17 protein-coding genes are annotated in these 12,976 nt (G+C 35.1%); 15 read left to right on the forward strand and 2 right to left on the reverse strand.

Annotation, left to right across the window (positions count from 1 at the left end; genetic code table 11):
- Nucleotides 1-3: 3 nt before the first annotated feature.
- Nucleotides 4-381 (forward strand): hypothetical protein, encoded by a 378-nt coding sequence (locus FJQ98_RS02880; RefSeq protein ID WP_053595375.1) that lies wholly within the window; start codon nt 4-6, stop codon nt 379-381.
- Between the two features lie 68 nt (nt 382-449).
- Here FJQ98_RS02880 and FJQ98_RS02885 read toward each other — a convergent pair whose 3' ends face one another.
- Complete coding sequence (locus FJQ98_RS02885) at nt 450-1,253, reverse strand: RNA helicase (RefSeq protein ID WP_143114854.1); 804 nt, start codon at nt 1,251-1,253, stop codon at nt 450-452.
- Nucleotides 1,254-1,386: 133 nt separating this feature from the next.
- On the opposite strand from FJQ98_RS02885, the gene FJQ98_RS02890 reads away from it, so the two are divergent.
- The 4 genes from FJQ98_RS02890 to FJQ98_RS02905 all read left to right on the forward strand — a co-directional run bounded on the left by FJQ98_RS02890 (nt 1,387) and on the right by FJQ98_RS02905 (nt 5,340).
- On the forward strand, nt 1,387-3,288 hold the full coding sequence (locus tag FJQ98_RS02890; RefSeq protein WP_241774586.1) for a DNA primase family protein: 1,902 nt from the start codon (nt 1,387-1,389) through the stop codon (nt 3,286-3,288).
- 352 nt (nt 3,289-3,640) lie between these two features.
- Complete coding sequence (locus FJQ98_RS02895) at nt 3,641-4,039, forward strand: hypothetical protein (RefSeq protein ID WP_053595378.1); 399 nt, start codon at nt 3,641-3,643, stop codon at nt 4,037-4,039.
- Nucleotides 4,040-4,257: 218 nt separating this feature from the next.
- Complete coding sequence (locus FJQ98_RS02900; protein ID WP_053595379.1) at nt 4,258-4,881, forward strand: hypothetical protein; 624 nt, start codon at nt 4,258-4,260, stop codon at nt 4,879-4,881.
- A gap of 69 nt (nt 4,882-4,950) precedes the next feature.
- A complete protein-coding gene (locus tag FJQ98_RS02905; protein ID WP_053595380.1) occupies nt 4,951-5,340 on the forward strand; it encodes an HNH endonuclease in 390 nt (129 codons plus the stop codon).
- Nucleotides 5,341-5,569: 229 nt separating this feature from the next.
- Here the strand turns inward: FJQ98_RS02905 and FJQ98_RS02910 are convergent, their stop codons facing one another.
- On the reverse strand, nt 5,570-6,043 hold the full coding sequence (locus FJQ98_RS02910; RefSeq protein WP_053595381.1) for a DUF2321 domain-containing protein: 474 nt from the start codon (nt 6,041-6,043) through the stop codon (nt 5,570-5,572).
- A 54-nt stretch (nt 6,044-6,097) separates the two neighbouring features.
- Here FJQ98_RS02910 and FJQ98_RS02915 point away from each other — a divergent pair, with 54 nt between their 5' ends.
- Genes FJQ98_RS02915 through FJQ98_RS02960 form a run of 10 tightly spaced genes read left to right on the forward strand, consistent with a single transcriptional unit; the run spans nt 6,098 to nt 12,976 of the window.
- Nucleotides 6,098-6,559 carry a phage terminase small subunit P27 family gene (locus tag FJQ98_RS02915; protein ID WP_053595382.1) on the forward strand — a complete coding sequence of 154 codons (462 nt, stop codon included), beginning with the start codon at nt 6,098-6,100 and terminating at the stop codon, nt 6,557-6,559.
- Entirely contained in the window at nt 6,556-8,235 is a 1,680-nt protein-coding gene (locus FJQ98_RS02920) for a terminase large subunit (protein WP_053595383.1), read from the forward strand. Before FJQ98_RS02915 ends, FJQ98_RS02920 begins: the two co-directional genes overlap by 4 nt.
- Before the next feature lie 12 nt (nt 8,236-8,247).
- Nucleotides 8,248-9,501 carry a phage portal protein gene (locus FJQ98_RS02925; protein WP_053595384.1) on the forward strand — a complete coding sequence of 418 codons (1,254 nt, stop codon included), beginning with the start codon at nt 8,248-8,250 and terminating at the stop codon, nt 9,499-9,501.
- Entirely contained in the window at nt 9,491-10,096 is a 606-nt protein-coding gene (locus tag FJQ98_RS02930) for an HK97 family phage prohead protease (RefSeq protein ID WP_053595385.1), read from the forward strand. The genes FJQ98_RS02925 and FJQ98_RS02930 overlap by 11 nt, the downstream gene beginning before the upstream one ends.
- 1 nt (nt 10,097) lies before the next feature.
- Nucleotides 10,098-11,267 carry a phage major capsid protein gene (locus FJQ98_RS02935; RefSeq protein ID WP_053595386.1) on the forward strand — a complete coding sequence of 390 codons (1,170 nt, stop codon included), beginning with the start codon at nt 10,098-10,100 and terminating at the stop codon, nt 11,265-11,267.
- Between the two features lie 38 nt (nt 11,268-11,305).
- Nucleotides 11,306-11,461 (forward strand): hypothetical protein, encoded by a 156-nt coding sequence (locus tag FJQ98_RS02940; protein ID WP_158003040.1) that lies wholly within the window; start codon nt 11,306-11,308, stop codon nt 11,459-11,461.
- Entirely contained in the window at nt 11,451-11,741 is a 291-nt protein-coding gene (locus tag FJQ98_RS02945; RefSeq protein WP_053595387.1) for a head-tail connector protein, read from the forward strand. Before FJQ98_RS02940 ends, FJQ98_RS02945 begins: the two co-directional genes overlap by 11 nt.
- Before the next feature lie 10 nt (nt 11,742-11,751).
- A complete protein-coding gene (locus tag FJQ98_RS02950) occupies nt 11,752-12,081 on the forward strand; it encodes a phage head closure protein (RefSeq protein WP_053595388.1) in 330 nt (109 codons plus the stop codon).
- Nucleotides 12,078-12,506 (forward strand): HK97 gp10 family phage protein, encoded by a 429-nt coding sequence (locus FJQ98_RS02955; protein ID WP_053595389.1) that lies wholly within the window; start codon nt 12,078-12,080, stop codon nt 12,504-12,506. Before FJQ98_RS02950 ends, FJQ98_RS02955 begins: the two co-directional genes overlap by 4 nt.
- On the forward strand, nt 12,503-12,976 hold the full coding sequence (locus tag FJQ98_RS02960; protein WP_053595390.1) for a phage tail terminator family protein: 474 nt from the start codon (nt 12,503-12,505) through the stop codon (nt 12,974-12,976). The genes FJQ98_RS02955 and FJQ98_RS02960 overlap by 4 nt, the downstream gene beginning before the upstream one ends.

A 12,976-nucleotide genomic window follows, 5' to 3' on the forward strand; every position in this document is an offset into this window, starting at 1 on the left:
CAAATGACAACAGAAACAGTACAAACAAAAGACATTCAAATTAATGTGCTTTTTAAGAAAATGCAAAAGGACGATAAAAAAGAAGTTTTAATGTTTCATATCTTAACAGATGAAACGAAACATGCTGCTGATTTATTAAGATTAACAGGTAAAATGACCATTTTAACAATTTCTGATGATGAGGGGCCCTATGAGCCGATTCAAGCTGAATTTGTGAACTTACAACGTGACAATAAAAAGACTGTGCTCAAATTTAATGTAGCAACAGAGGATGTAGACCGAGTAAACGCTATTTATCCTGCAGCTGGTACGAATATTTCTTTATTAATACAACCTCAACAAATGAGTATTGATGATCTTGAAACGGAGCATGAGGCGTAGAGAGTGATTTCTTAAATAGAAAGAGCAATTCGAAGGGCTTCAAAAGTCCTGTGAATTGCCCTGTTTAATTAATAATTATTAACTCTTGTGTTTTTAATAATAGATTCCTTGTAATTAGTTATTAAGTTTAAAATATATTCCATATTTTCAATGGTTGGTACTATTCCGAAATTGTTAAGATGTTCGTTGAATGAACGTCTACTTATAATCTCTATTGGCTCATCATCTAAGTCATTAAAATCAGCGTAGATTTGTACTGCTTCTCTCATTTTCATTTTTAGATGTTTGTCATCATTAGAAACTCGTTTGGGAGAATTCGTTTTCAAGCTATTCACTTCTCGTCGAATACTTGAAATCTCATCTAGTATTAACTGTTGTACATCAGAAACAGGTGTTTGATTTAATGCTGGTACTTTGAATTCCCCAAAATTCCCTAGGAATGTAGAGTAAGTCGGATCATTTTTAGACTTTTTATAAGTTTGAATAACTGCATTAGCTAACTCAGCCTGAAATTTTACAATTCGATTAAATCGTAAATCTCTTGGGTAAGTTAAATGTTCAATGAGGCCAGTATCGAAAATAAAATCAGTTTTATCATCTTTTATAATAATTGTGGGCTTATCAAATGTTAGTCTCATACCTAATTCGAAAAGTACATTAGGATTTCTGCCACTTATATCACAAATAACAATATCTGCATTGTAAAGGTTCTGGACAATACGTTTATGAATAACGTCAATTTCTCCATCAGAGTTGCTTACAATATCTGTTTTAAATTTAAAATCAGCAACTTGTGATACTGCTTGTGTAATGATGCTTTTAACTTCTAACCAATGTTCCGCAGTATAGTCGAACATAGGAGCAATAGGCATAATAAGTCCACATTGTAATTCTGGATTTTTTTCCAATCTATTTCACCTCTAAAAAATATTGTAATAAATTTATTTTAATAGAGTTGTAACTTAAATGAAAGTTTTAAATGGAAAAGAAAGGAGGTGCTACGGTTTGAAGTCTACAATAAAGCCATTGCGCTATATCGAGCTAGAAGAAAAGAAGCCGAAACACTCATTCGACATATTTTCTACGGACCACAAAAATTATAAAGGTGCTGGTGTCATATTAACAAAAGATATAGTGGTTGTGGATTTTGATACACGCTCAGATGCAGCTGAATATATCTATTCTGTATATCCATCATTACGTGTTGAAACAAATCGAGGGTTTCACCTTTGGTATAAACGTCCAAAGGCTGAGGGAATGACCACACCAATCAAAAACTATACAGATAAAACAACGGTGGCCGGATTAAAGGTCGATTATAAAACAGGCACGCGCTCACAAGCTACGATTAAGCAAAATGGCAAACTTCGACCAATGGAAAATGCTCATTATCTTGAAGATGTGAGTACATTACCAGAGCTTCCTTTGCTCTTGTATCCTTCTAAATTAAAACATAATTTACTAGGCATTAAAGAAGGGCAAGGGCGCAATAGTGCAATATATAGTCATTTGCTCACAACGCTAGAACAGTATGGCACCGATATGATCGACAACGAAACGCTGCAGGTACTTGCAACCTTTATCAATACCAAAGTATTTGCTGAAGCAATGGACGATGACGAGCTTAATAATACTATCAAGTCAGTGTTAGATAAAAAGCCAGCACCTAGTTCACAACAATGGCTAAATCCAAAAGACATGGTCATGACTAGTGAAGTATTGGCTAAACGTTTGGATCTTCATTATTACAACAATCAAATTTATTTTAAGCAGCTGGACCGTTACATTAGCGATTCCAACAAACTACTGCGTGAAATAGACAAGAATATTAAATTAAAGCCAGCTCAACATAAGCAGCTACTTGAACTATTTAAAATTAAATCTAATGTTGTAGAGGATAACGATTTTGTTATTCAGCTGCCTAACGGTGTGATTATCGATGATGGTGATCCAATAATAATCGATGCAGGCTTTACACCGTATTATTTAGATGTTCAATACGATGAAGAAGCTTATGACGAACATGTTGATGCTTTCTTAGATTTCTTCACTTGTAATCGAAAAGATTTAAGATACGTGATTGAAGAAATGTTTGGCCATATTTTAATGACCAAAGGCTTTCCACACAAAGTATTCTTTTACAAGTCGGAAAAAGGGAACAATGGTAAGTCAACGTTATTAAAAATGTTAACTGCATTTACCAACGGTCTTGAGACAAACGTGCCTTTAGATAAATTTGATGATGATACAGCCGTATACGGCATGTCCGGTAAATTAATGAACATCGCCGATGATATTGATGCTTCATACCTGGACAAGTCGGCCAATTTCAAAACACTTGCATCTGGTGATCCAGTTATGTTGCGACCAATCTATTCAAGCCCAATTACCATACGTTCAAAGGCAACACTTATTTTTACATGTAACAAAATGCCACAATTCAAAGATAAATCGGGTGGTATTGGTCGGCGTTTAGTTGTGATTCCTTGTGATGCTGAGGTTAAAGTTATTGATGAAAATTTAGATGAAAAACTTTCGAGTGATACAGCTAAGTCTTACATATTAAAGCTAGCACTCGAAGGAATTAAGAGAATACGCCAGAACGGAAACAAACTATCTGATTCAGCCACAATTGAACAGCAAACCATTGAATACTTTATTCAATCCGATAGTGCTCTTTCATTCTTGCATTATTATAGTGATGAAATTGAAGATAAAAGAACCAGGGATGTCTACGCAATGTACGTGGCTTACTGTGAAGATGAGGGGCATAAACCCGCTGGAAGTACCGAGTTCGGTCGTCGTATGAAGAAGGAAGGTTGGGAATCAAGGGTTGTAAAAGTTATGGGCAATTCCGTACGAGTTTATAAAAAGGTTACGGATGAGGCAACAGATGAAGGTATATAACTGTAACCATCTTAAAAGCCTATTTTATCAAGGGTTTAGAATGATATTCATATGAAGAATGGTTACAGATAAAAAAATACATCTGTAACCTCTACAAACCCTTAATATATATATATTTATATATATATTTATTTTTTTGTTACAGATAAATAATAGATATAAGTATATAAAAAATAAATAAAAGAAAAAAAGAAAGAAATAGAAAAATATATAAAGAAAAAACGCTTAAAAATCTGTATATCTGTAACCAGAGAGTTTGAAGCGTTGATATATCAATGTTTTTAGGGTTACAAACATCCTGTAACTGCTTGTATCTATATTTGTAACCAAATTAATAAGGTAGGTGCTGCACATGTACGAATGGTTGAAGGATTATCGAAAGCTTGAAGAACAAATTACTTACCTTGAATACAATCTCGATAAAACAAAGCGTGAATTATCACGTTGGGAAAATGTAAATGATTTAGGTAAGTACAAGCTAGAAGCTGAATCATTGGGTGCAAATGTAGAAGTAAAAATCGAAGCAATCGAATATGAATTGGCTCATAAATTAAATGATCTTTATGATTTGAAAAACCTTATTAGCACATTCGAAGGGCTTGAATATAAAATACTTTATCGTAAGCATGTGGAAGGTAAGACACTTGAAACAATTGCTAGTGAATTAAATTACAGCACAAACTATATTAAGATGAAACACGCTAACATTATGCGTATGATGCAATATGCTGAAAAAGTATCATCTAAGTAATGTATTAAAATAGTACCTTACCATGTAGTGGCTGAATCTATTGAAAATCCGTTATATGATAGTAGTATCAAAAAGCGCACGGAAATGCGTTAACAAAATTGCCTTACAAGTAGTACGGTCTTTTGTTATTTTGTAAATATTTAATGTATAATATTCCCTTAGAACGAATGTTTGTGTTATTGTGAATTTAACAAATATTTTATAGGGAGTGGCGAGATATGGATTATGATCTACAAATTGCACAGAAAGTAAATGAGAAGGCAAAATTAATAGGAGATATGGAAATAAAAAAAGAGTGTTTTCTCGACGAGCTTACGAAATTTACAATCAGGTGGTTTGACGAAACAACTTTATCCACTGTAAAAAAAGATGGAGAAAAATTTGCTGCATTGGGTGATGAAAAAGCCAAGGAACTTAAAAGAGAAATAGAAAAACTCATAGAAAGAAGCTCCGAACTTGTCAGTGAATATATGGAAAAAGAAAATATTTGGTGGCATGAAAAAGAAGATAGTTCACTGTATTACCCGCAAAACAATAGATTGCTAGAAAAACAGGAAAATGCAATAAGAATAATGTTAGGTGAACTAGGGAAAATTTTAATCAAATACAAGATTGTAGATGCTTCTGCTATATATACAAGAGATTATTCCGGAGGCTGGAATTATGATGGTCAACGTAGATTAAAATATGCTTACGGTATTACTTTTACAGAAGAACTTTATAAAATTAATAATGAGTATATTAAATTAATTGAACAAGCACAATCTATTAATAACCGAATTAAATATTTACAAGAACAAAGAAAAAGCGAAAATGTAGGAGAATGGTGGCAATCGCTATAATTATGAATAAAAGGTCTACGTCTATTCAGATGTAGGCTTTTTATTATGCATATGAAAGGGTGTGACACGATGCTAAAGAGTTGTGCATATTGTGGTGGCATACATAAGCATGGGCAACGGTGTCCATCTAAGCCAGCAGCTACAAAGAAGACTACATACATTGATAGATTCAGGTGGTCCAGAGCATGGAAGAGTAAGCGTGCATACATAGCTGACCGTGACAAACATCTATGCCAGGTGTGCTTACGTAACCTACACAATACACAGATACAATATAACTTCATAGACTTAGAGGTACATCATATAGAACCTATAGCAGATGCATGGGATAAGAGACTGGATGATGACAACCTAATCTCTCTTTGTCGTTATCATCATGAGCTTGCCGAGAAAGGTTTAATAACAAAAGATAAATTAAAAAATATAATTCGTGAGAGTACCCCCGGGGTTTTGGATTAAAAATATCGAAATTACGGTACACCGACTGCCCCCATTTATTCAAAAAAAATTCCCTAAATGAAAATTTTTAAGGAGGTCGAATTGATGTTTTGGGTATCAAAATTATTTTACTATTTTCAAAAAAAATATACCGAATACTTTAAGTTAAATGACGGCAATCATAAACAGTGTATTCGGTGTAATGAAATTATTTTAGTAAAAGATAATTATTGTCTTTATTGCGGTAATCCTAACCCCAAATAGATTTCTTTACAGTTTCACTAACTACATCTACAAGAATATTTTTAAGCCCATCTTTTATGTATGATTGGGTTTTATCAATATATTTCTTATATTTTGCGATAGCTACTGGTGTAGAAGGTTTTTCAACTAATAAATCAGGTAAAGCTAATTTAATAGTTTCTTTATGGTCATCGGGTAAATCTTCATCAAGAGCAAGTAACTCAATAGCATTTTCTATTACCCTTGAGGTCCATGGATATTGCAAGCCGCAATTATGACAATATGCGGGTCTCTTATATTTACTGGCTAAATCTAGGACACCAGGGACAATATATTTACCCTGAATTGAAGCGTTACAAGATTCACAATTTGAAATTGTAGTTTCACCGCAAGTCTTACAATGCTTTGTATAGTTAGATGAACGACTTGAAGAAACATGACCATTTAAACAAATTGTAGCATTATCATAGTATCCACTCATTTATATCACCTCCTTTTAGGTGATTATATCAAATATTTTAAGGAGGTGAGGAAATTGGCTAGACCGTCTAAAAGTGTCAAAACAATGAGTAAGAATCTAACGAAAGAAGAAATCGCTGTTCGTACTCAAACAGAAGAAAAATTAAAGGGTGCTGCCGATGAAATCTTGCCTCCTACTCATTTGAATGCAAGGCAAAAGAAAATTTTCAATTTCATTGTGAAGGAATTACAAGCGAGTGGGATTCTAGGGAACCTTGATATTTATATTTTAAGCACCTGTGCGGTAGCCATTGACCGAGTACAACAAATTGAGCGAATCATTAACAAGGATATTGAACGGCTTTTAGATCGAAACTTATTGAGTGCTAAAGATAAGTATTCAAAAGAGTTTTTCCGTTGCTGTAATGAATTAAGCCTGTCACCACAAAGCCGAGCAAAGCTAGGTAATATTAATTTCCAAGTTCGAGTGGAAGAAGATGATCCACTGTTAAAAGTATTGAGTGGTGGTAAAAAATGATATTTGAAAAGGCGGTAAAATACGCTGAAAGAGTTGTAAAAGGTAAGGAGATTACAACAAAAGAGGTCATTATTCAATGTAATTGGTTTTTAAAAGACTTAGAAAAGCAGTATGAGGATGATTTTGATTACTATTTCGACACGGAAGAAATAGAAAAGATCGATGGACTATTGGAATTACTTCATTTTGCAACAGGTTTAGGAGTTGCAGGGAAAACTATTTTAGAAGGCTTGGAAGGATTCCAGGCTTTTTTTCTTGTCAATATATTCGGTTGGCGTTTTAAAAACGATAAAGAAAAGTTTAGGTATCGTGATATTACGTTGTTCATTCCTCGTAAGAATGCAAAGACGTTCATTTGTGCTTTAATCATCATCATCTTAATGCTTACAGAGGATGATTATTCGGAGTTTTATTCTATTTGTTTGGATCGTGAGCTTGCAGGTGAAGTTAAAAAGGCTATGACACAAATTATCATGGCTAGCCCTAACATAGCTAAATACTTTGTGATTCCCAAAACATTGAGTGGCCGTATCGTTTGCACATTAACGAATAGTTTTTACCAGGCACGTACTGCAGAGGCGAATAGAAACAACTCAATCCGGCCATCTGCTTTTATTGCTGATGAAGTGGGCGCATTTAAGGATTACAAGAATATAAACGCCATGAAATCAGGGCAATTAAACGTTAAAAATCCATTACGCTTTAAATTAACAACAGCCTACGCTGAGGATAAATCGATCATGCTGGAAGAATTGGCGTATGCAAAGAAAGTCTTTAATGGATTTATTGAAGATGATCGCATGTTTGCACTGCTTTATTACGCTGAGGACGAGCATTTATGGGACGATACAGGGCTATTACAAGCGAATCCATTGAGAGTTGAGGAAAACTATAACGAGATACGAGACAGCCGTAAATCAGCCATAGAAAAGCCCTCAGAACGCGAAGAATACCTATGTAAACACATGAATCACTTTTTACCTTCTAATAGTGGTGAAGCGTATGTAAATGTTGAAGACTTGCGGAAATGTAAAATGGATAATTTTGATTGGTCAGGCCGTCAAGTATGGCTAGGTTTAGACTTGGCCATGACGAATGATAACTGTTCATTCTCGATGGTGACAGAGGAAGACATGCAAATTTATTCGGATTCCTACGCGTTTGTACCAACTGAGCGTATCCCTGATAAAAACCGTGTTGAAAAGATTAATTACTACGATCACATTAAGACAGGAAAATGTTTTTCTTGTGGTGATATGACTGTTGATTATGGTTTTATTGAACAAATGATTTTGGAAGTAGAAGAAAAATTCAACGTGATTGTAATGGGCGTAGCGTATGACCGTTATAACTGCCTTTCTACTGCTCAAAAACTAGAAAAGGAAGGTCTAGTTACTGTGGAAGTAAAACAGCATTCAAGCGTGTTACATCCAGCTACAAAGCTATTAAGAGAAAAGATTATGAACAAAGAATTTCACTATACCGAAAATGAATTGCTAGAAGAAAACTTTCAAAATGCAAAAGTCACTGAGGACACGAACAAAAATATCTACGTTAATAAGAAAAAATCAACTGGTAAGGTCGATATGGTTGTTAGTCTAATCAACGCGATCTATTTACTGCAGCATGATGTCATCTTTAATCCTGATTCTGATTGGGGCGCACAAGTCATATAAGGAGGTGAGATTGTGGGATTAATAAAAGAGTGGCGTGAATGGCGTGATTATAGATGTATTCAGGAGTTTCGTGAAAGTGGAATGGATGAATTGTTGCTGCAAGCAGGTTTAACAAGTGCAGTTTTAACAAAGGAAGAAGCGCTAAGTATACCTAGTGTTGGCACCTGTGTAGATTTGATTTCGGACATTATTGCAACTTTACCTATCAAATTGCACAAAGAAACCAGCGGTAAAGTTGATGAAATGGAAGAAGATAGACGAATTATTTTGCTTAATGACGAGACACACGACACGCTAGATGGCTTCCAATTTAAAAAGGCCCTAGTAACTGATTACTTGTTGGAGGGTGCAGGGTATGCATATATCAACCGAAGAAGAAACAATGTCGAAAGTCTTCACTATGTAGAAAATCGAAATGTATCGGTGCTAGTTGGTATTGATCCGATATTTAAAAGCTATGATATTTCCGTTAATGGAGTGAATTATCGTGAATTTGAATTTATAAAGATCGCTCGAAATTCAAAAGACGGTGTAACAGGTAATGGCATCATTAAGGATCACAATAAAATTTTATCTGTAGCGTACAATACGCTAGTTTATGAGGATTCGCTTGTTAGGACTGGCGGTAATAAAAAAGGTTTCTTAAAGTCATTGGGCCGATTGTCAAAGGATGCAATTACGGAATTAAAAACAGCCTGGAACAATTTATACAAGAACAATACAGAGAATATTGTTGTATTAAATAATGGCTTAGATTTCAAAGAGGCGTCGAGCACATCGGTTGAAATGCAGCTGAATGAAAACAAAAAGACCAATTCAAGCGAAATAAATAAACTTTTCAAAGTACCTGATAGCATTTTGGATGGATCAGCCAATGAAGAAGTGCATACAAACTTTATTAAAAATTGCATACTGCCGATTATTCGAGCAATTGAAACGGCATTGAACAAGGACTTGCTTCTTCCATCGGAAAAAGAGCAGTCTTTTTATTTTGCTTTCGATATGAAAGAGCTTGTTAAAGGTGATATTGAAAAACGTTTTAAAGCTTATGAAATTGCTGTTAAAAATGGTTGGATGCAAGTAGATGAAGTTCGTTATTCAGAAGATCTGCCGCCGCTGGGGTTAGATTTCATTAAGTTAGGCTTGCAAGATGTCTTGTATGATCCAAAAACACGGACGATTTACACACCAAACACGAATAAAACAGCTGATATTTCAGATGGTGGCCAAGTATCCGAGAAGGGAGGTGAAGAAGTTGAGGATTGAAATTAGAGAAAATCAAGTGTTGCTAGATGGCTATGTAAATGCTGTAGAGCGTGAAAGTCGTGTTTTACCTTCACCAAGAGGACGATTTAAAGAAAAAATTCGTGCCAAAACGTTCGAAAGAGCTTTGGATAAGGCTGAAAATGTGGATTTATTATTCAATCACGACAAAAACCGTAAGCTTGGGTCATTACAAGAGGGCAATTTGCGACTCTATGAGGATAACATCGGTTTACGTGCTATTGCTCATGTATCTGATGAAGATATTATTCAAAAGGCGAAAGACGGCAAGCTGAAAGGGTGGTCATTTGGCTTTGTCGATAACAAACCATCATGGGAAGACGGAGAAGACGGCATTCAGAAACGCACATTAGAGGACATCGAACTATTAGAGGTGTCTATTTTAGATAAAACGCCAGCTTATGTTGCTACTTCAATTGAAGCACGCGGAGAGGAACAAGCAATTTCTGAAACTCGCGGTGCAGATTTTAAAGCCGAAATTGAAAATCGCTCAGAAGAAACACGTTCTAAAAAAGATATTGATTACTCATTGTATGAAAAAGAAATTGAGCTTTTAAAATTGAAAGGTGGAAACTAACATGAAAAAAGGTATTAAGAAATTTATTGAAACGCGATCTATGCCATCACTAGTTGAGCAGCGCAACAACTTATTAGATGAAATGGACAATTTACTAAAGGGTGCCAAAGAAGAAACACGCGCACTAACTGACCAAGAATCAACTCGTTTTGATGAAGTCAAAAAAGAAATCGCTGGGCTTGATAAAACAATCGCTGCATTGGATGAAGCACGTTCTTTAGATAAAAAAGAACCTGCTAAACAAGCTGAAAAACGTACTCTAGAAGAATCTGAAACGCGTGCTTTTGAAAATTACATTCGTGGGGTAGTGGAGGAACGAGCAGATGTTAATTTAACTGTAGGGGCAAACGGTGCCGTAATTCCTTCCAGTATTGCAAACAAAATCATTCAAAAGGTATATGATATTTCACCGATTTATCAATTAGCAACTCGCTATAATATCGGTGGTTCATTAAGTATTCCTTATTATGATGAATCTGCAGGAACAATTGAAATGGCTTATGCAGATGAATTTGTGGAATTAGAATCTACAAGTGGAAAATTCACATCAATTGAGTTAAAAGGTTTCTTAGCAGGTGCATTAAGTAAAGTGTCTAAGTCACTCGTTAATAATTCTCAATTTGATCTTGTTTCATTTGTTGTGGGGAAAATGGCTGAATCAATCGCAAAATGGATTGAAAACCAATTATTAAATGGGACACAAAATAAAATTACAGGCCTATCAACGGTTAAGCAATCTGTAACTGCAGCAGCCGCAACAGTATTAACAGCAGATGAATTAATTGATGTTCAAGAAGAAGTACCTGACGCTTTCCAGGGCAATGCTATTTGGATTATGAATAAAACTACACGTAAAGCTATTCGAAAATTGAAAGATGGACAAGGCAACTACCTATTAAACAAAGATGCTACAGCTCGTTGGGGATATACTTTACTAGGTAAAGATGTTTATACATCGGATAATATGTCCGGAATGGAAGCAGGGAAAACAGCAATTTACTATGGTGATATGTCGGGCCTTGCAGTAAAACTTTCTGAGAATGTTTCGATTGAAATTCTACGCGAAAAGTATGCTACTCAACACGCAATTGGTGTTGTTGGTTGGATTGAAATTGATTCAAAGATTGAAAATGAACAAAAAATCTCTAAATTAGTTATGAAATCAGCGTAGGGGCTAAACTCTACGCTTCTTTTATTGGAGGTGACAGGATGAAAGTAAAAGCACTTGTAAGCTTTTCGGGTAGCGTCACAATGTCTAAAGATGAAGTTAAAGTGTTGTCTAAAGAAGCTGCAGAGGACTTGTTACAGGCTGGCCACGTAGAGGAAGTTGTTACAAAAAAGCAGGTGAAAACTGATGCAGGTTAGTGAAATTACGCCAGGTGAGCTGGCTAAATATGCGAGAGAAGATGAAACGGATACAGAAGTCCTTTCAACTTTTACACTTATTCTATCCGCTGTAAAGGCTTATATAAAAGGCTATACAGGGTTATCGGATGAACAACTAGATACAAAAGAAGATGTTTCTATAGCTGTATTTGTGCTTGCGAATGAAATGTATGAAAACCGTATCTTTACAGTGAAAGATAACAATGTAAATAAAGTTGTTCAATCTATTTTAGATATGCACTCTATTAATTTACTTTGAGGTGAGCATTATGAATCCTGGAGATTTAAGACACAGAATTGAAATTTTCACTAATCAAAAGGCAAAAAATGAATTAGAAGAAACAATTTATAAATTTCTACCTGTTAAAAAAATATGGGCGGCGATCATTCCACAAACAGGCTCGCTACAAAAACAAGTTGCTGACACAGTACTAACGAATGTCACGCATAAAATCATTGTTCGTTACAACGCTAGTAAAGACATTACAAAGGATATGCGTATTGGTTATAAGGGTCATGAGTTTGAAATCAAATATATTCTTAATCCTTATTTTAAGAATGAGACGCTTGAAATCTTTGTCCAGGAGGTGTTGAAGTGAGCATTCAAATGAACGGTTTAACTGACTTTCAAAGAGATTTATATAATACAGCAACAAAAAGTCTTCCAAATGAGGCCCCAAAATTGATGCGTAAAATTGGCTCAAAAGCAAGAACAACTGTGGCTAAAAAATCTCGCAGTCTTGTAAAAAAGAAGACAGGAACATACCACAAAAAGTGGAAACGTGGTAAAGTCTTTGTCGGTTATCACGGCGAATTAGTTGTACGTGTTTATAATTCATCACCTCACGCACACTTGGTGGAGGATGGCCACTGGATGGTAGACCACGAAGGCAATAAAACAGGTGATTTTGTGCCAGGTAAAAAACCATTGGACAAGGGCATGAGAGAATTTGAAGCCTCAGGTGATGTAGAAATTGAAACAGTAAAATGGCTTGATGACCTGTTGAAGAAGGCGAAACTATGATTACTTTTAAACAAATTAAAACGACAATTAATAAGAAATTGCTATCGAATTTTGATATAGATGTTTCAAGTAAATCAGCGAACGAGGGCTTTACTAGGCCATCATTCAAAGTGGAATTAGATAATGTGAGGCGAGAGGGCTATTTAACACAAGTTGAAAAGTCTTGTACGGTTCGCATTTTTTATTTCCCTGCAGATGAAATTGATAACTCCGTTGAATTGTTAGATGTTCAAGAAAAGTTAGGCGATTTATTCGACTTGAAATTCACTGTTGAGGATCGCCATTTAGGTATAAACGAACCGAATTTTGATGAAATAGATGGCGTGCTGCAGTTTGAATTTGATCTTCAATTCTTTGATGGACGTGAGTCAGGAATCAACATCGAGGATGAAATTAACAACGGTAAAGATTGGTATGAAAAACATCCAATTGAGCTTATGGGCGAATTGGATGATGAGGAAGGGGATTAA

Source organism: Lysinibacillus agricola, from assembly GCF_016638705.1.
Lineage (GTDB): Bacteria > Bacillota > Bacilli > Bacillales_A > Planococcaceae > Lysinibacillus > Lysinibacillus agricola.